We start from the raw sequence: 17,022 nt of genomic DNA, 5'->3' as shown, positions 1-17,022 counted from the left end.
CGGCTGCCCGATGCCCGAAACCTGCACGCCGCGATTTTTGTCGGCCAATATCAAGCAGCCGGCTTACTGACGGAGAAAAGCTGCAGGCTGCCGGGCAGCCCGCTCGCTTCCAGTTCGCCATGCTCTTCGAATGCCAGGCCGGAGCCGACTACCAGATCGCGCACCGTCCGCGACGCGATGATCTCGCCCGGCCGCGCGTGATCGAGCAGCCGCGATGACAGCTCGATCGCAACGCCAGTGAAGTCATCGCCGCGCACTTGGCATTCGCCGGTATGGACTGCCGAGCGGACATCGAGACCGGAATGCCTCAGGCGATGACGGATCGCGATCGCGCACTGGATCGACCGCGTCGGCCGTTGGAACACGGCGAAAAATCCGCTTGCGGAGCGCCTGATCTGTCTGCCTTCGGCAGCGAGCAGTTCGCCGCGGATCTCTTCGGCGTATCGCTCGATCAGATCTGCGCCGACACCAGAAGGGGGGCCGGCTATCTCGAGGGACAGCACCGACACCAGAACCCCTTCGCCCGGCGCTGCCGGCAAGGCGCCGGTGACGAAGGTCTGGATCTCGTCGACAAGCCGATCGGAATTCTCGCCCCAGATTACGTGATCACGGCCAGCGAGCTCGATGTATCTGGCGCCTTCGATATGCGTTGCCAGATAGCGCCCCTCTTCCAGCTTTGCCCAGCGGTCGCCTGCCGTCTGCACGATCAGTGTCGGGACGTGAATGGCTGGGAGAAGGGCGCGAACATCGATTTCGGTGGCCCAGCGCCACAGCGCGATCGCGTCGGCAGGCGAGGCCGAATTCCTGAGATACGCGGCGAACCATTCTCTCTCGAAACTATCATTCATCAGGCTGGGCGCGGCGTTGCTCATATCTGCCGGCTCCCCCCACTGTCTCTCGACGGCGGCCAGATCTTCTTCCACCTGCTCGCTTGTCCTTGCCCAGGGGTAATCCTTCGACCATCGGCCTCTGGCATAGGTTCCGTTGAGGACGAGAGCCGCTGTCCGCTCGGGATAGGTCGCCGCGAAGAGCATGCACATGGGGCCGCCTTCGGAGCCGCCGAACAGAACCGTGTGCTTCGAGCCGACCGCATCCAGCACCGCCCGCATGTCTTCCATTCGCTCTTCCAGCGTTGGCAAACCGACATTTCGATCGGACAGCCCCGTGCCGCGCTTATCCATGCGGATCAGGCGCGAGAAGGCGCCGAGGCGATGGAGCACATGCGAAAGCCGCGGCGACGACCAGGCAAGGTCAAGGTTGGAGACCCATCCAGGCACATAGATCAGGTCGACCGGCCCGTCGCCAGTCACCTGATAGGCGATGTTGATCCCGGCCGATTTAACATAATGGGTCGCTGGGCGCATCGGCTCGGCCGGGAACGCCGGCCGCGCGCCAGTTCGGGGTGGCGACGGTGGCGGTGTCTGGGAAGGCGGCGCCGAGGCGGCTTGCGGTGTCATGCGGCGCGTCCGCAGGTCTTCATAGAGATGTCGGGTTTCCGGCTCGGGCTGCACGTTGAGTTCCCGCTGCAGCGCACTGCGGCAATTTTCATATTGCCTCAGCGCGAGATTGAGCCGGCCCTGGACCGCATAGGCTCGCATCAGGGCGCGGTGGATATCCTCCCTCAGCGGCTCCATGGCGAGCAGGCGCGTTGCCGAGCGCACGCATGAGGCAGGATCGTTCGTGGTGCAGTAATGCGCGACGAGCTTGTCCAGTGCCGCGACGGCCATCGCCCTCAGGCGCTCGCGCTCGACCCGCAGCCAATCCTCGAACGGCTCCTCCTTCAGGCCGAAGCCGTCGAGCAGGTCGCCGCGATAGACGACAAGCGCCTGTTCGAGTTGCTCCGGTCCGGAACCGGCGGCCAGCGCCTCGAACCGCACGACATCGAAATCAAGATCGTCGAGATGGAGGGTAATGCTGTCGCCGTCGGTGAGGAACGTTCGGCCATCGGATGCGTCCATCCCTTTCCTGACGGCCGATAGGGCCTGTCGAAGGCTCATCCGGGCCTGGGCCTCACCGTTGCCGCCCCACAAAAGCGCTGCGAGCTTCTCGCGTGACTGCGAGTGTCCGGATTGCAGGGCGAGATAAGCCACCATAGCGCGGGCCTTGCGGCTGAAAACCGGGACCGCCGCGCCTCCGGCGAAGTCGAAACCGCCTAGCAGACAGAGATGAGGGTGCGCCATCGGATCCGCCACAGCCGCAACTTTGGTTGCGATCCTTTCCTGTAGTTGTCCCTAATTCAACCGTCATTTTCATCGGCCTGGCGTTTTCACGAATCCTTCACGCTGGCTCCAACGCGCCTCTCACGGCCGTGGTGGAGATTGTCCGGACGAGCAGCCGTTATTTCAGGAGGACACTATGCGACGCTCGAGTTCGTCCGAATGGCCCATCTGGCATAATGATCCCGGTCAAACTGAGCAGCCGCGCGGCGGCCCGTTACGCCACGATATTGCAATTACGCATTATCTCGAGAAGCAGCGGGCCCGCCGGGTATCAACGGTCCGCTCGTTCGATTTCCGGACCACCGCGATCCGCGCATGCGCGCTGATCGCGCGACTTGGGCGTGATTTTTTCCGGCGACTGCAGCCATTCAAACCGCGCATCGCTATGAAAAATACACTTAAGTTGACCGACGATATTGGCTTGAGGCTGGCGCAGATCGAAGCAGAGATAAGCAACTCGTTCTGGCGCCGGTGAGCACGACAGCGGGTTTCGGCTCGATCCCAATGGCCTTTTTACGGTGAAAACTCCCCTTCGCGCTCAGCCTCATATCCCCGATCCATCCAGCAGCGGGACATCTTCTTCGTCCCAGGGGCTCGGCAATGAACCCTTGCTCAGATTGGCTGTCGGCAGTGGCATCCAGCATTTCAGCTCGGGCTCGGCGTATTCAACCACGCGTCCGGGCGACGAGTCGGAAGCGCGCCAGCCTTCGCTGCCGAACTGGTCGGCTCGAGACCAGTAAGCCAGGTCGACTTCTGCCGGCCCCTGCTCCGACGGCCGAACCGTGACAAGGATTCGGCTGCCATCCCTTGGCGCGCTCGACATGTGACGCCAGCGATCGGGCTCGTCCATCGTAATCTCCTCGCGCAATCTGCATCTCGTCTGTCCAGACGAATAGTCGCTTCGCGCACAAGGCCGGTCAACCCGAACTTTGCGCCGGCAGTCTATGATTGGCCGCCTGCCCGTTTGGCGCGACATGGGCTGCCGGTCATCAGCGCACCTTCGCCTTGACTGCCCAGGCTCTGGTTTTCAGGGGAATGGACCCGCCCTCGCCGCGCGGCAGACTGTCGCGGAGCCTCTCCATCAATCTCTGGCGAGCTGCGGGGTCGAGACTCATGCAGTAGCCGGGCGCCGGTCCCGCACCCAGGGTGAAGGGACGCCAGTAGTCCTCAAAGTCCTTGAACACGGCCGGCATTTCAATCCGCGTGGAGTCGATGGAGCCCAGGCCCGCCTTCTCCGCGAGATCGGTCAATCCATCTTGTGTGCAAAATGGAAAACGCCTGTCCTCGGTAAGGTCGATGGCATCGGGGTCAAGCGCCGTCGCAGCGGTCCAGAAGGCCCGCATGAATTCCACCCCGCCGCCGGGATAATCCCACACATAGAATCCAATCGTCGCTCCAGGGCGAGCCACCCGCCGCATCTCGGCGAGCGCCTTTTGCTTGTCGGGGACGAAGTTGAGGACAAGCGCCGACACGACCATGTCCTTGCTGCCCGATTCGACTGCCAATGCCTGCGCATCGCCTGCGAGAAACGCGACACGCTTGTCCGGCACGTTTGCCCGCGCCTTGGCGAGAAAACCCTCCGACGGGTCTATGGACACCAGGCTCCTGGGATTGCAACGGGCCAGGATGGCTGCCGACAGCGCCCCGGTTCCGCAACCCACCTCCAGCCAGTCCAGATCCTCCGCCGGATCGAGCCAATCCAGGAAAGGTGGAGCGATCTGACGGCTCCATCGCCCCATATAGAGGTCGTAACTATCCCCGGCCTGCCAAGCGTCGTGGCGCGTTGCCTCAGCCATCGCAATCTCCTCCCCTGATGATTTTCGACCCGTCGGACCGCGAGAATACGCCCGCCGCGCTCGCGGGAACAGGGGCCAGGAAGGTCTGCCCGGGGGATCGTAATCGGATGCCGACACGCGCACGCCCCGGGCCGGCAAGGCAGACGATCCGCGTTCTTGCTCAGCCTGCCCGGAAAGCGAGGCTCCGCCTCATCAGTTGGATGCTGAGCGCCAGGTCTCCGCTTCCGATGAACCAGGGCGACAGTATCCGGGACGATCTCAGTCCGCGATAGAGCAGATAGGGAAATCCGAGCGACAGGGCGATCAGCGCCAACTCGGAAGACATCCCGAAGTCACGCAGCGTGAAATGAACGAACTGATGGACGAACATGATCACCAGGGAGGCGGCGCCGATTTCCGCCAGCGGAGCGATGCGCAAGCTCGGCAAATGCATGAAGCGGATGAGGCCGAGGATAAAGGCCGAGATCGCCAATGCAACGAGCAGGCCGAGAAGCGGCGGGCCGAAGATGGCGTTCTTCATGCTGAAGGTAAAGTCGGACCCCGACCGCGCCGCCGCGAGCGCAACCCCGGCAACCGCCACGACAAACACCGCCGACCACAGCGCGCTCATGCCGCGTTCGCGCAGGAAATGTCCGAACCAGAATGCGCCGATGGCGAGCGGCACGTTCGTCAGAGCCAGCGGCGCGCGCACCTCCTGCCAATAGGCCTGGATTGAATAGGCGAGGCCGACGGATGCGCCGACGAAGATCAGCATGCCGGGATCGGTCGGTCCGCTGGTCCTGATCGCGACCTCGTTGTAAACGAGTTGCGTGGCGACGAGGCAGGTGACGAACCAGAACACGCCGAGTTCGCGCGTCAGGTGCCGTCCGCCCAGCAGCGCGTCGGTGATGAGTTCCCTGATCTGCCAGGGCGCCGGGGTGTCGCCGCGCAAAAAGTCCACAACGAGCACGCTCGCCATGATCGCGCCGAGAAACATCACATAGGGGATGAGCAGGCCCTGGGCGCGCTTCCGGAAAAGCGCCTTCCTCTCCGTCACGGCAAAAAGGTAGCCGGATATGATGAAGAAAAACGGCATGAAGAACAGCGATGCCGCAAAGTAAATCGGGTGCGCCCATCGCCAGGTGCTGTGGTCGAGGACGTGGGCCATGACGACGAGGGTGATTCCCAGGCCCTTGGCGGTGTCCAGCCAGGTCTCACGTATGGGCAGGTTCAACTTCAGCGTTTCCTGGATACGGCTTATCGGCCGGCCCGGTCCTTCGGTTCGATGGCGATTGTGCACCGCATCATACTTTGTGGCAAGTGCGAACTGGCCCGGCTTGACGGATTGCCGATCGAATTTGCCGCCGACTCAATGTCACATACAGTCGGCGAAATTCTGCATTCCGCTTGATTTTCCGCCGATCTTCACCCATTGTTGCATTGCACAATAACAGCTGGTGCCGACGATGCAGTTCAAGCGATAGGAAACCTTGGCCGGCACGGGCTGCCGTTCTTGCAGCCAGCCGGCTGTTGAAATCGATCGCGCTTTGACGTCGGATCGACCAGGTCCGCATCAAGCAGAAAAGGACCAAGATGCTTCGCGACTTGTCCGCCTACAAGAAAATGTTGATGCTCGGCATTGTCGGGCTGGTGCTCGTCGCCATCCTCGACGCCTTCAGCAACCTGCCCGTCGTCTCCGGCTGCGCATTCTACGGCAATTGCGCGATCGATAGCTCCGTAGAAGCACCGATCGGGCACAGTCAGGATTCGACGCTGCAATGAAGCCATCCGGCAAGACGGCGCTTATCGTCTATGACGGCGACTGCATCTTCTGCCAGAGCTATGTCCGCTTTGCCCGGCTGCGCGACGCGGTCGGTCCTGTCGAGCTGCTCGACGCGCGCTCCGGCGACCCGCGCGTTGTCGGGTTTCAGCGCCAGGGCTTCGACCTGAACGAGGGCATGCTCTTCGTTTTCGAGGATCGCGTCTACCACGGCGAGGAAGCCATCAATCTCCTGGCGATCCTCAGTTCCTCTTCGACGCTTTTCGGCTGGCTCAACCGCAGGATTCTCTCAAACAGGACGGCCGCGCGGCTGATCTATCCGGCGCTTAAGCTCGGACGCCGGGCCACCCTGAGGCTTCGCGGCCGCTCGCTGATCCCTGCCGACCTCGAACGGCGCTAAAGCATGTTGCCCAAAAGCATGCCCTCGGGCCCTGACCCGAGGGTGCGCAGCGGTTTTGCGATAGCGACCATGAACTTAAAGCGGCGCGTTAATCTTACAGGCGCGACGCGCTTTGGACATTTCCTGACGAAATGGATGGCTTAAGTCGACGGCTCGGCGACATCTACCAATTTCATTCGTGAGAGCGGCGTTCAGTGGGTACAGGCCTTCGGCCGCGAGAAATCCACCAACTTGAACACAAGCAGCTTGCGTTCGAGGAGGCTGGGCATTGCGCCTGCGAAGGTCGACGCGTTGGCGCGGGTAATCGTCTCGCCATCCTTCACGTAAGTCACCCAAGCCTCGGGCTTCCGGCGCAGTTGTTTCTTCACATCGAGGAGGACGTGGTAATTGCCCGCCCGCGACTGCCGGACGAGATGGGGCTCCGAGGAATCAACGATCTTCACCACCTCGTTCTGATAGTTGAACAGGTATGGTGGCTTGGGAAAGAGCAGATGGTTGGTCTGGCCGGCTTCCGTGTGCAGATTGCTGAACATGTTGATGGAACTCTCCGTCTTGAGCCCGACATAGGGTGACAGGCAGGAGAGGAAGAACAAGCCCGGCACCAAATAGACCCAGAGCGGCTGGCGCGGCGAGGAGACGGTCCGGCAAGGCAGGTTCTGCAGGGCCACATGGGAGAGCACGACCATCGCCGCGCCGCCCACTACCGCCCAAATGAGGATCCAGACGGAGTGGACCATCATGTCGAAGGAGCGCCCGGGAAAAGCATAAGTGAGCGCAATGACGACAGTGACCGCGACCAGCATCACGGCGGCGCCCGGCATCAAGATCCCGATCCGGCCGAACGTCTCGCGCAGCGGATTGGTAAACTCCAGCGAGGTGCGATAGAGCGCCTCGTTGGCGGGCGTGGGGATGCTCAGCACATACAGCGCGAATACCAGGCCGGAAAAGTCCATGTACCAGGAATAAGCCGAGATCGGGATCACGTAATGGAAGACGAGTGCGAGGATGAACCCCACGGCGAAATAGCGCTTCCAGTAGAGAGACACGATCGCGATCGCCTCGATGACGAAGGTGGCGAAGATCGCAAGATACCGGCCAAACAGATTGTCCTCGAGGCCGAACGGACGAGCCAGCGGAGCGTAGAGGCCCACCGCGCAACTCACGGAAGGATCGAGGAAATCGGTGTTGATCTTGTGGAAGATGCCGTAGAAATACATGATCGCGAGCAGCGCCCGGGCGACGATCCGGATCTGTTGATAAAGCTCAATCCGGGCCAGCGCGGCGCCGCGGCCGGCGGCCCGCAGATAGAGCACTGCTGCGCTAAGCAGGATAGCCCCGTTCATCACCGCCGTGATCGTCTTGTTGTTCGAAGCGACCGGCATGCGCAGCGCGTACAGCACAAGCGATACCATCACGAGCCCGATCAAGAACTCGGTTCGCCGCGGATACAGCAGGAGTAGCAGGCTGAACAGGACGACCGACCAGCTCAGAGCGGCAAACAGCGGCCCCTTGTAGCCAAGCATGGAGTAGATATCACCGGCGATACTGAAGATCGCCGCCATTGCCCAGAACGGGGCAAATGCGGTCAACCCGTCAAACGTATCGTCCCGTCCTCTGACTTTCGTGATATTGCTGCGACCAACGTTCCATATCGGTGTCGCGCTTGAATACTGCTGCTGCCCAATAAACACCAGTTAAGCCCCCTCAAGTTCCCCTGCAGGTTCTTTTGGCGTCCAACTGCGGACGGCTGGCGCCTTCGGAACCGTTCTATGTTGCACTGCAACATCAGCACGAGCGCAGATTAAGAGTCAATCCGCCGTCGTCGGTAGCTCCTGCTGCCGAGCATCAGCCATTGGGAGAGGGTACGGCGGACCCAAAGCGGGATGCGTTTAATTTGAACTTGCCATCCCGCTGCATGATGTTTCGCCCGCGACTGCATGTCGCCCAAGGCATGCCCTCGGGCCTGACCCGAGGGAGCGCAGCGGTATCAAGAACAACGACATGTCAAGGCAACGACATGTATGGAAACAAGAACTTGAAGCGGCGCATTAATCCTGCGGATACGCCGCGCTTCGCCGACTAACGCTGCTTTGCCGTCCTGGGAAATTCCACCACGTCAGCGGGCGGACGCTTGTACTGGGCTGCGACAATTGCATCGATCAGGATGTCCAGGGCGGCGCGCGCCGCGCTGCTCGTCTCGTCATCGCCGCGCAAATACTGACAGGCTCGTTCAAGATGGAGGTGGGCTGCGGCAAAGTCACTGGTCATGGATTCTCCTTTTGCCCGCCGCTGGACAACGATGGCCCATTTCGATTTACCCAAAGGCGAACATCCACAGCTGGATTTGAATCAAATATGGCGGATTAACCAGATCTTCAGCATCGCGAGGTGACCTTGCGGCTGCGGACATGTGTTGAGTTCCGCCTCAGGCAACAGACCCGCTCCGGAGACCGGGGCGGGTTTCTGCTTGGATGGTGCCGAGTGCCTGTCCAATGCTCACGCGCTGCGCTGCCGAGGCGGAGCCGACCTAGCGTCAAGCACTGAAGCGGGCCGCCGCAAAGGGCCCGAGGCAGTCAGGATCGCCGCGTCCGGCAATCAGGTCGGCGACCAGGCGGGCGGTGATAGGCGCCAGGGTGAGGCCGAGATGACCATGACCGAAGGCATGGATCACCCTGGGGCTGCCACGTGACCGACCGATGACGGGCCGGGAATCGGGCAGCGACGGCCGGAACCCGAGCCATTCGGATGAGGACCGGCCGAGTGAGGGGAAGAACTGCCTGGCACCGCGATCCAGTAGCGCCAGCCGGCGCGGATTTGCCGGCGCTGCAAGCCCGCCGAGCTCGACGGTTCCGGCCACACGCAGCCGGCCGGTCATCGGCGTCATGTAAAAGCCGAGATCGACAGGACAGACCGGACGATTGAGCAAAGGCGCTTCGATCGGGAATTCGAGATGATAGCCGCGTTCGGTCTCGAGCGGGATGCTGTCGCCGGCCTGCATGGCCAACGCCCGCGATTGCGCACCCGCGGCGATCACCACCGTGCTCGCCTTGATGCGAAGGCCGCAACCGCTGAGCCTGGCACCGTCCGCCTCGATCTGCAGCCCTGATATAGCAGCCTGCGCCACCGACACGCCGCGGGCGGTTGCGGCATCGAGCAGCCGCCGCATCAGCGTCTTTGGATCGGTGAGGTTCATCGAGTCCGGGAAGTACAGTCCGCGGGTTCCGGTCGGCGGCAAGCGCGGCTCCAGCGCGGCCACCTCTCCCGGCGTCAGGACCTCCTGATGCACGCCAAACCCGGCGCGCAGCGCCCTGCCCCCAGCGGCCTTGCCGAAATCGCTCTCGCGACGATACAGGTAGAGGCAGCCGTTGCGGCGCAGCAGGTCGGCCATATCGGCCTCTTTCGCCATCTCCTCCCAGGCCGGCAGGGCCTCGGCCAGAAGCCCGGCGAGCGCCAGCGCATTGGCACGGGTGGCCGCCGGAAGCGACTCTCTGACAAAACTGACCAGCCACGGCGCCAACTGGAACAGAGCCGGCCAGCGCAGCGAAAAAGGGCTGTCTGGATCGAGCAGCAGTTTTGGCAGCGCGCGCAGAACGGCCGGATTGCCGACCGGCATACAGGCATATTCGGCGATCGTTCCTGCATTGCCGAACGAAGCGCCGGAGCCCGGCTCATTGGGGTCGACAAGCAAGACTTCGCGGCCCTCGGCGGCAAGGCGGAGCGCCGTCGCCAGCCCGATAACGCCAGCGCCGACAATGGCGATTTCAACGGTTTCCGCTGCTGCCATGACTAAACCCCTAGACGAAGCCAGGCAGTTGCAGATGCCCGGCCGCGAGCAGTTCCGCCATGGTGTTCAGTGCCGTGCGCAGATCGTCGAGCGAGCGCGCGGCGCCGACATTGATGCGCACCCCGTGCTGTACCGGTTCGCGCCCAACCGCGAAGGCATCGCCGGGAAGAACGGCAACGCCACGTTCCAGGCAGGTGCGAGCGAAACCCGCGCCCCGCCACGGCTCCGGCAGGCGCAGCCAGGCATGGGTCGAGGTGGCGTGGCTCTGGAAATCGTAGCGGCCGAGGATTTCGGTGAGGATGGCCTGGCGCTGGCGAAGCTCCTGCTTCTGGGCTTCGATGATACGCGCCGCCGAGCCATCTTCTATCAGCCGTGCGCCGATCAGCGCGGTCAGAGGGCTGATGCTCCAGCAGTTTATGCGCAAAGCCGCGGCGACCTGCCCGGCTATGGCGCGTGGCGCGATCACAAAACCGAGGCGCAGTCCCGGGGCAAGGCATTTCGACAAGGCGCCGATGTGAACCGTCAATTCGGGCTCGAGGCTGGCAAGCGACGGCGGCGGATTGTCCGCCAGCGGCCGATAGACGTCATCCTCGATGATGAGGACGTTATGGCGACGGGCGACAGTCACCAATTCGTGCCGGCGCTCCTCGCCCAGCGTGATGGTGGTCGGGTTGTGCAGGGTCGGCACCAGGAAGACCGCGCGCGGGCGCAGCTGCGCGCAGGCCGCCTCGAAGGCGTCGGCCCGCATGCCGCCACGGTCCATGGCGATGCCTCTGAGATCGAGCCCATGCACCCGGCATAGCGCATTGATGCCCTGATAGGTCACTTCGTCGGCGAGCACGACCTCGCCCTGCCTGGTCACCGCGCCAAGCACGCAATCCAGCCCATGCTGGGCACCCGCCGCCAGCACCACCCGGCCGGGATCGCCGTCGCCGGCGACCGGCTGCATCCACTCGGCAATCGCCGCCCTCGCCCACAGCGGCCCCTCGGGCGGGTGATAGTCCTGAAGCGTGGCGTAGTGCCGGTCCTTAGCCAAGCGCGGCAGCAGCAGGGCCAGGGCTTCGAGATAGGCCGAGGTTGCCGGCCGGTTGACGGAAAGGTCGATGACGCCGCTGTCGTCGCTTGGTGCCGACACGAAACCGGGTCCTTCGCCGCCGTTGCGGGCAGCCACCGTCGTGCCGCGTCCAGGCCGCGCTTCGAGCAGGCCGCGCTGCTGCAGCGTCGACAGCGCCCGCGTCACCGTGGTGACGTTGATGCCCAGTGCGCGGGCAATCTCGCGCTGCGGCGGCAGCCTGTCTCCAACGGCAAGCGTGCCGGCTGTAATCCGTTCGGCAATAGCGTCAGCAAGGCGCCGGTAGACCGGGCCTTCCTCCGAGGCGAGTTGCAGGTCCTGAAGCATGCGGATTGGCGGTTTCGGTGTGTTGACACTCTGGCTACCGGCGCATCTAGCATAAGACAATGTTCCGGACAATAGCGCTTGTCCGGTGCCTAATTCCAAAATCCGGGCTGAAAATCTCACACAACACCGAAGAAAGCCGCTTGACGGGCAAACTTGTCTGCATCTATGGTTCTTTGGCGAGTTATTGTGTGAGCATACAAGTTTGGTTTGCCGCCTTGCGCGGCCAGCGTCAAGCGAGACCGGCACATGGACGGCAAGCACCATTTCGTTTCGACAAGCGGCCATTGCCGGCGCTCAACGGAATTCCGTCCGTGATCGCCGAAGCGACAGGCCTGTCACGCGACAGCGCGGGTCCGGCACCGGAGGTCAACGTCGGCAGCCCCAATACCGGTGGCCGGGGATTTGTCGAGTTCGTCGATGTCGAGAAATCCTATGACGGCCGCACGTTCGCGGTGACACGGCTGAACCTCAGCGTGGCGCGCGGCGAGTTCCTCACCCTTCTCGGCCCCTCAGGTTCGGGCAAGACGACGACGCTCAACATGCTTGCCGGCTTCGAACGGCCGACTTGCGGCGTCATCACGCTTGAAGGCCGGTCGGTCGACAGGCTGCCGCCCTACGAACGCAACATCGGCATGGTATTCCAGAACTACGCGCTGTTTCCGCACATGAGCGTCGAGGAGAACGTCGCCTTCCCGCTCTCGGTCCGGAAGACCACCAGAGCGGACGTGGCATCCCGCGTCGGCCGCGCGCTCGACATGGTGCGGTTGCGGCAATTCGGCGACCGGCGGCCGGCGCAGCTTTCCGGCGGCCAGCAGCAGCGCGTCGCGCTCGCCCGCGCGCTGGTGTTCGAGCCAAGCCTGGTGCTGATGGACGAGCCGCTCGGCGCGCTCGACAAGAAGCTGCGCGAGCACATGCAGATCGAGATCAAGCAGTTGCACACCATGCTCGGCGTCACCATCGTCTATGTTACGCACGACCAGAGCGAGGCGCTGACCATGTCGGACCGCGTTGCCGTGTTCAACAATGGCGGGATTGCCCAGCTCGGTTCGCCTGACGATCTCTACAACACGCCGGAGAGCTCGTTCGTCGCCAGCTTCATCGGCGAAAACAACACGCTGGAAGGCAAGGTCGAGCGCGTCTCCGGCAAGGAGTGCCGCGTCGCGCTGCACGGCGGCGGTTCGGTCGCCGCGCTGGCCATCGGCGTCGCCGAAGGCGCGGCCTGCCATGTCGCTATCCGCCCGGAACGGTTGAAGCTCGCGCCCGCTTCGAACGGTGCAAATGCGTTAGCCGCCACGGTCGAAGGCCGCATCTATCTCGGCGACCACCAGCGTCTTCTGGCCAGGCTGGAAAGCGGCCAGCTGCTGACCGTCAAGGTCGGCCCCGAAGCGACCATGGGCAACGGGGAGCCGGTCACGGTTTCCTGCGCGCCCACCGACTGCCGTGCCTTTCCGGCCGATGCCGGAACGGGCGGTTCCATCTCGAAAACAGGGGAATAAGAACAATGAAGATCACAAAAGCCCGGCTGTTCGCCTTCGCGGCAGCCACAGCATTCATCACCATGGGAAATGCCGCCTTCGCCGACGAACTTTCGATCATGGCCAGCGGCGGCGCCTGGCAGGATGCCCAGCGTAAGGCATGGTTCGAGCCGTTCAGCAAGGAAACCGGGATCAAGATCGTCGAGCAGGAATATCTTGGCGATCTCGGCAAGGTCAAAGCGATGGTCGATACCGGCAACGTGCCGATCGATCTGGTGACTGTCGAGACGGCGACTGTGCTGCAGGGTTGCGACGCCGGCATTCTCGAGCGGCTCGACTATTCCAGGATCGCCCCCCGTGAAAGGTTCATCGAAGGTTCGGCGCTCGACTGCGGCGTCGGTCTCGACGCCTATGGCGATGTCCTTGCCTATGACCCCAACGTGCTGAAGGAGGCGCCAACCTCGGTCCTCGACATCTTCGACACGACGAAGTTTCCGGGCAAGCGCGCGATGCGCAAGTTTCCGGCACAGAACCTCGAATGGGCACTGATGGCCGACGGGGTCGCGGCGGCCGATGTCTACGAGGTGCTGGCAACCCCCGAAGGCGTCAACCGCGCTTTCAAGAAGCTCGACACCATCAAGCAGGACATCGTCTGGTGGGATGCCGGCGCACAGCCGCCGCAGCTCCTCGCATCCAAGGAAGTGGTGATGACCACCGCCTGGAACGGCCGTATCCAGAACGCCATCGACAAGGACGGGGCGCCGTTCAAGATCGTCTGGAACAACCAGATCCTCGAATATGATATGATCGCCATTCCGAAGGGCGCCAAGAACCCGGATCTGGCCTACAAATACCTTGCCTATATCAGCCAGCCGGAAATCAACGCCAAGCTCGCCAGCTACATCACCTACGGGCCGGTGCGCATCGATGCGGCCTCCTTCGTCGCGCCGGACGCCCTGCCGAAATTGCCGAACGCACCTGACCACATGACTGCTTACCTGGTCGCCGATACCGAATTCTGGGGCGACTATGGCGAGGATCTGGTCAAGCGCTTCAACGCCTGGCTCGCGCAGTAGGGAAAAATGTCGGCGCTTGAGCACACGAAACTGGACCGGCCGCGGGCAAGCCGCGACTGGTCGGCCGCCGATTCCGGCACCGCAAGGTCGGTCGCGGCGGCGCTTCGCCGCGCCGATCTCGGCGACCGTCTGCGGTCGCTGGCGCTGGCGGCACCTTTGCTTGTGCTGCTGGCGCTGAGCTTCGGCATCCCGATCGTCCTGCTTCTGTCGCGCGCTGTTTATGATCCGACGATTGCCGACGCCTTGCCGCAGACCAGCCAGGCATTGGCCGGCTGGAACGGCACGGGACTGCCCGACGATGCTGCGTTCCTGGCCCTTGCCGCCGATCTCCGCAGCAATCAGGCCAAGGGCACCGCCTACGAACTCGCCAAGAGCCTGAACGCCCGTCTACCAGGTGCACGCAGCCAGGTGCTCAAGACGGTGCGTCAACTCGAGGCCGCCGACCGGCCGCCGCTGGAGGTGATGAAAGCGGTGCCGTTCTGGTCGGCGCCGGGCACATGGCCGGTCATCGAGAGCGGCACCCATAGCGTGACGTCGTTCTATCTGCTGAGCGCGCTTGACCTGCGCTGGAATGCCGATGGCGGCATCGAAAGAGTGCCACCCGAACAGGCGATCTTCGTGCAGGTGTTCCTGCGCACATTTTTGGTCGCCGCAGCGGTGACGCTGGCCACGCTGGTCCTGGGCTTCCCCCTCGCCTATCTCATCGCCAGCGTGCCCAAGGGCCTCGCCGCAATTCTCATCGTCGCGGTGCTGCTGCCGTTCTGGACGTCGATCCTGGTGCGAACCGCGGCCTGGACGGTGCTTCTGCAGAAATTCGGCCTGGTCAACGACCTGCTGCTGTGGCTCGGTGTCGCCGACGACCGGCTCGATTTGATGTACAGCCGCATCGGCCTGATCATCGCCATGACCCACATCCAGCTGCCGTTCACCCTGCTGCCGATCTACAGCGTCATGCGCACCATCCAGCCCTCGCAGATGAAGGCTGCCTATTCGCTCGGCGCAAAACCGTTCACCGCATTTCGCCGCGTCTACCTTCCACAGGTCTTTCCGGGCGTCATGGCCGGTTGCCTGCTCACCTTCATCCTTTGCCTCGGCTATTACATCACGCCGGCGCTGATCGGCGGCGCCAGCGACCAGCTGATCAGCAATTTCATCGCCAGCTATGTCAATGTCGAACTGAATTGGGAGATGGCGGCGGCGCTCAGCTTCATCCTGCTCGTCTTCACCCTGGCGCTGTTCGGCATCTTCGCCCGCATCCTCGGCCTCGACCGCCTCAAGCTGGTGTAGCCATGCTGCTGTCTCCCTATCCAACGACTGGCGAAAGAATCCGCATCGCACTGCTCTGGCTGTGGTGCGGCATGGTGATCCTGTTCCTCCTCGTGCCGATCCTCATTCCCGTTCCCTTGTCGTTCAACAGCGGCGCCTTCTTCATTTTTCCGCTGGAGGGAATTTCGACGCGCTGGTACGAGGTCGTGCTTGGAACCCAGCGCTGGCAAGCAGCAATCGGCAACAGCCTGATCGTTGCGTTCGGGACGACGCTGATCGCAACGATACTCGGCACGTTGACGGCGATTGCACTTTCAGACGAAAAATTTCCCGGCCGCCGCATCGTCATGCCGCTGCTGCTTTCGCCGCTGATCGTGCCGGTGGTGATCACCGCCGTCGGCTCGTATCTGTTCTATGCGCGCGTCGGCCTCGCCAGCACCTATGCCGGGATCATCCTGGCGCATACCGCGCTCGCCAGCCCCTTCGTCGTCGTCACGGTGGGGGCGAGCCTCTCCGGCTTCGACCGCAATCTGATGCGCGCCGCCGCCATCTCCGGAGCAAGGCCCATCACATCGTTCTTCAGGGTGATGCTGCCGCTGATCCTGCCCGGCGTGCTGTCAGGGGCGGCCTTCGCGTTCGTCACCTCGTTCGACGAGGTCGTCGTGGCGCAGTTTCTGGCCAGCGCCAATCAGCGCACCATGCCGCTCGAGATGTTCATCGGCCTGCGCGAGAAGCTGAGCCCGGCAATCACCGCTGCCGCGACGCTGATGATGGCACTGTCGATCGTCCTGCTCGTCGTTGCCAATCTTCTGGCCCGCCGTGGCAAGCAGCGACCGCGCATCGACTAGCTAGGAATGTCGTGCGGCGGTCGGCCAAAGCCTCCATAGGCTGCCCGCGTCAGGCCGCTTTACGATGCGATTTCCATGTCTCGTGGTGCTTGCCCCACGCCGACATGACTGCCATCGCATCGTTCAGGCTAAAGCCGAGCGGCGTGATCGAGTATTCCACGCGAGGGCGGTACCTCGTCATAGGCGCGCGGCTGATCAGCCCGTCGGCTTCCATCTGCCGCAATTGTTGCGTGAGCACCTTTTCGCTGGCCAAGCATAGCCGCATCGCACGCGCAACCAACATATTAAAGGAAATCCAAAAGCGGATGCCGTCGAGCGGAAGCTTATAGGGCTGCACAGTTTGTCTTGTTTGGCAGCCGTTGATCCAAGTGTCGGGCATCGCGCCTGCAGACAATGTCGTCTGCTACGCCATCAAATCCATTGCGGCAGCGAGATTTCGAACGAGGTTGCCGAAGGCGCAATGTCGTCTTTTCGACAAAAGGATCTCGTGGACGGAGTGGACCGACACGCCTTTCGTGCGAGCGGCTATGGTTACCAGATCGAAGTCAGCCAATTGATGCACTCGGGCAGCGGCGAACCCTACCGGATCGCGATCTGCGGCCGCGAGTCGACGGAACCGTGGCCGGAAGCGACGGCTCCGGTCGAGGCCGGCCTGCGCGAGAAGGCGATGGCCTTGGTCGGGCGGAGCTACGAGGAAGCAGGGCTGAGGCCGCAGCCGGACCTCGAAGTCGACATCACTCCGGCCGCAGGACTGGGACCTTTCGGACCTGACAATCTCGGATCCCGATCCGGGTGGCGGAACGCAATGTCCCACCTGCTTGTTGCACTTGACCTGACTTCCGGAGGGGCTTACGCCGTGGCGATGGCGAGCAACGCCTAAACGCGACCAGAGCGGACCGTAAAACCTCTTCACCGCGAGGAGTGGTCGTGTCCCACCGCGTGGTGTAGGTCGGCGATAGCGAAGCCGCTCGCGAGCGCCCTCAACAGCGCTGTAGCGAGC

The 17,022-nt window shown here is 63.0% G+C and carries 17 protein-coding genes; 8 read left to right on the top strand and 9 right to left on the bottom strand.

Annotation, left to right across the window (positions count from 1 at the left end; all coding sequences use genetic code 11):
• Window positions 1–50 precede the first annotated feature (50 nt).
• Complete coding sequence (locus tag AC0L15_RS27130; protein WP_287250227.1) at window positions 51–1,958, bottom strand: alpha/beta fold hydrolase; 1,908 nt, start codon at window positions 1,956–1,958, stop codon at window positions 51–53.
• A 397-nt stretch (window positions 1,959–2,355) separates the two neighbouring features.
• Between AC0L15_RS27130 and AC0L15_RS27125 the strand changes: the two genes are divergently transcribed.
• Window positions 2,356–2,694 carry a hypothetical protein gene (locus tag AC0L15_RS27125; RefSeq protein ID WP_287250229.1) on the top strand — a complete coding sequence of 113 codons (339 nt, stop codon included), beginning with the start codon at window positions 2,356–2,358 and terminating at the stop codon, window positions 2,692–2,694.
• Window positions 2,695–2,763: 69 nt separating this feature from the next.
• Here AC0L15_RS27125 and AC0L15_RS27120 read toward each other — a convergent pair whose 3' ends face one another.
• From AC0L15_RS27120 to AC0L15_RS27110, 3 genes are all read right to left on the bottom strand, one after another.
• On the bottom strand, window positions 2,764–3,069 hold the full coding sequence (locus AC0L15_RS27120; RefSeq protein ID WP_023799134.1) for a hypothetical protein: 306 nt from the start codon (window positions 3,067–3,069) through the stop codon (window positions 2,764–2,766).
• 139 nt (window positions 3,070–3,208) lie between these two features.
• Window positions 3,209–4,015: a class I SAM-dependent methyltransferase gene (locus tag AC0L15_RS27115; protein WP_287250231.1), complete on the bottom strand. Its 807-nt coding sequence runs from the start codon at window positions 4,013–4,015 to the stop codon at window positions 3,209–3,211.
• Window positions 4,016–4,175: 160 nt separating this feature from the next.
• On the bottom strand, window positions 4,176–5,228 hold the full coding sequence (locus AC0L15_RS27110) for an acyltransferase family protein (RefSeq protein WP_287250232.1): 1,053 nt from the start codon (window positions 5,226–5,228) through the stop codon (window positions 4,176–4,178).
• 359 nt (window positions 5,229–5,587) lie between these two features.
• Between AC0L15_RS27110 and AC0L15_RS27105 the strand changes: the two genes are divergently transcribed.
• Both AC0L15_RS27105 and AC0L15_RS27100 read left to right on the top strand, forming a co-directional pair.
• Window positions 5,588–5,776, top strand: a complete 189-nt coding sequence (locus tag AC0L15_RS27105) for a hypothetical protein (protein ID WP_287250235.1) — start codon at window positions 5,588–5,590, stop codon at window positions 5,774–5,776.
• On the top strand, window positions 5,773–6,174 hold the full coding sequence (locus tag AC0L15_RS27100) for a DCC1-like thiol-disulfide oxidoreductase family protein (RefSeq protein WP_287067109.1): 402 nt from the start codon (window positions 5,773–5,775) through the stop codon (window positions 6,172–6,174). The genes AC0L15_RS27105 and AC0L15_RS27100 overlap by 4 nt, the downstream gene beginning before the upstream one ends.
• Window positions 6,175–6,365: 191 nt before the next feature.
• Here AC0L15_RS27100 and AC0L15_RS27095 read toward each other — a convergent pair whose 3' ends face one another.
• The 4 genes from AC0L15_RS27095 to AC0L15_RS27080 all read right to left on the bottom strand — a co-directional run bounded on the left by AC0L15_RS27095 (window position 6,366) and on the right by AC0L15_RS27080 (window position 11,357).
• On the bottom strand, window positions 6,366–7,865 hold the full coding sequence (locus AC0L15_RS27095; RefSeq protein WP_287250238.1) for a thiol-disulfide oxidoreductase: 1,500 nt from the start codon (window positions 7,863–7,865) through the stop codon (window positions 6,366–6,368).
• A gap of 388 nt (window positions 7,866–8,253) precedes the next feature.
• The gene (locus tag AC0L15_RS27090; RefSeq protein ID WP_287250240.1) at window positions 8,254–8,442 is read right to left on the bottom strand and encodes a hypothetical protein; all 189 of its coding nucleotides are present in this window, start codon (window positions 8,440–8,442) and stop codon (window positions 8,254–8,256) included.
• 265 nt (window positions 8,443–8,707) lie between these two features.
• Window positions 8,708–9,958, bottom strand: a complete 1,251-nt coding sequence (locus AC0L15_RS27085; protein ID WP_287250242.1) for an NAD(P)/FAD-dependent oxidoreductase — start codon at window positions 9,956–9,958, stop codon at window positions 8,708–8,710.
• A 10-nt stretch (window positions 9,959–9,968) separates the two neighbouring features.
• A complete protein-coding gene (locus AC0L15_RS27080; protein ID WP_287250244.1) occupies window positions 9,969–11,357 on the bottom strand; it encodes an aminotransferase-like domain-containing protein in 1,389 nt (462 codons plus the stop codon).
• A 311-nt stretch (window positions 11,358–11,668) separates the two neighbouring features.
• On the opposite strand from AC0L15_RS27080, the gene AC0L15_RS27075 reads away from it, so the two are divergent.
• From AC0L15_RS27075 to AC0L15_RS27060, 4 genes are read left to right on the top strand one after another with little or no spacing between them, the layout of a single operon-like run.
• The gene (locus tag AC0L15_RS27075) at window positions 11,669–12,853 is read left to right on the top strand and encodes an ABC transporter ATP-binding protein (RefSeq protein WP_287250245.1); all 1,185 of its coding nucleotides are present in this window, start codon (window positions 11,669–11,671) and stop codon (window positions 12,851–12,853) included.
• Between the two features lie 5 nt (window positions 12,854–12,858).
• Window positions 12,859–13,908 (top strand): ABC transporter substrate-binding protein, encoded by a 1,050-nt coding sequence (locus AC0L15_RS27070; RefSeq protein ID WP_287250246.1) that lies wholly within the window; start codon window positions 12,859–12,861, stop codon window positions 13,906–13,908.
• Between the two features lie 6 nt (window positions 13,909–13,914).
• Complete coding sequence (locus AC0L15_RS27065) at window positions 13,915–15,195, top strand: ABC transporter permease (RefSeq protein ID WP_287250247.1); 1,281 nt, start codon at window positions 13,915–13,917, stop codon at window positions 15,193–15,195.
• Window positions 15,196–15,197: 2 nt separating this feature from the next.
• On the top strand, window positions 15,198–16,022 hold the full coding sequence (locus tag AC0L15_RS27060) for an ABC transporter permease (protein ID WP_287250248.1): 825 nt from the start codon (window positions 15,198–15,200) through the stop codon (window positions 16,020–16,022).
• A 49-nt stretch (window positions 16,023–16,071) separates the two neighbouring features.
• Here the strand turns inward: AC0L15_RS27060 and AC0L15_RS27055 are convergent, their stop codons facing one another.
• On the bottom strand, window positions 16,072–16,416 hold the full coding sequence (locus AC0L15_RS27055; RefSeq protein WP_287250250.1) for a winged helix-turn-helix transcriptional regulator: 345 nt from the start codon (window positions 16,414–16,416) through the stop codon (window positions 16,072–16,074).
• A 102-nt stretch (window positions 16,417–16,518) separates the two neighbouring features.
• Between AC0L15_RS27055 and AC0L15_RS27050 the strand changes: the two genes are divergently transcribed.
• A complete protein-coding gene (locus tag AC0L15_RS27050) occupies window positions 16,519–16,902 on the top strand; it encodes a hypothetical protein (protein WP_287250251.1) in 384 nt (127 codons plus the stop codon).
• The last annotated feature ends 120 nt before the right edge of the window (window positions 16,903–17,022 follow it).

This window comes from Mesorhizobium sp. WSM4846, from assembly GCF_055811415.1.
This window is presented reverse-complemented; position numbering and strand designations above follow the sequence as displayed.

Excerpts from the sequence above, each read along its gene's own strand:
- AC0L15_RS27080 (WP_287250244.1), bottom strand. The coding sequence starts at position 11,357 with ATGCTTCAGGACCTGCAACTCGCCTCGGAGGAAGGCCCGGTCTACCGG.
- AC0L15_RS27115 (WP_287250231.1), bottom strand. The coding sequence starts at position 4,015 with ATGGCTGAGGCAACGCGCCACGACGCTTGGCAGGCCGGGGATAGTTAC.
- AC0L15_RS27090 (WP_287250240.1), bottom strand. The coding sequence starts at position 8,442 with ATGACCAGTGACTTTGCCGCAGCCCACCTCCATCTTGAACGAGCCTGT.
- AC0L15_RS27130 (WP_287250227.1), bottom strand. The coding sequence starts at position 1,958 with ATGGACGCATCCGATGGCCGAACGTTCCTCACCGACGGCGACAGCATT.
- AC0L15_RS27100 (WP_287067109.1), top strand. The coding sequence starts at position 5,773 with ATGAAGCCATCCGGCAAGACGGCGCTTATCGTCTATGACGGCGACTGC.
- AC0L15_RS27085 (WP_287250242.1), bottom strand. The coding sequence starts at position 9,958 with ATGGCAGCAGCGGAAACCGTTGAAATCGCCATTGTCGGCGCTGGCGTT.
- AC0L15_RS27105 (WP_287250235.1), top strand. The coding sequence starts at position 5,588 with ATGCTTCGCGACTTGTCCGCCTACAAGAAAATGTTGATGCTCGGCATT.
- AC0L15_RS27120 (WP_023799134.1), bottom strand. The coding sequence starts at position 3,069 with ATGGACGAGCCCGATCGCTGGCGTCACATGTCGAGCGCGCCAAGGGAT.
- AC0L15_RS27125 (WP_287250229.1), top strand. The coding sequence starts at position 2,356 with ATGCGACGCTCGAGTTCGTCCGAATGGCCCATCTGGCATAATGATCCC.
- AC0L15_RS27070 (WP_287250246.1), top strand. The coding sequence starts at position 12,859 with ATGAAGATCACAAAAGCCCGGCTGTTCGCCTTCGCGGCAGCCACAGCA.
- AC0L15_RS27060 (WP_287250248.1), top strand. The coding sequence starts at position 15,198 with ATGCTGCTGTCTCCCTATCCAACGACTGGCGAAAGAATCCGCATCGCA.
- AC0L15_RS27065 (WP_287250247.1), top strand. The coding sequence starts at position 13,915 with ATGTCGGCGCTTGAGCACACGAAACTGGACCGGCCGCGGGCAAGCCGC.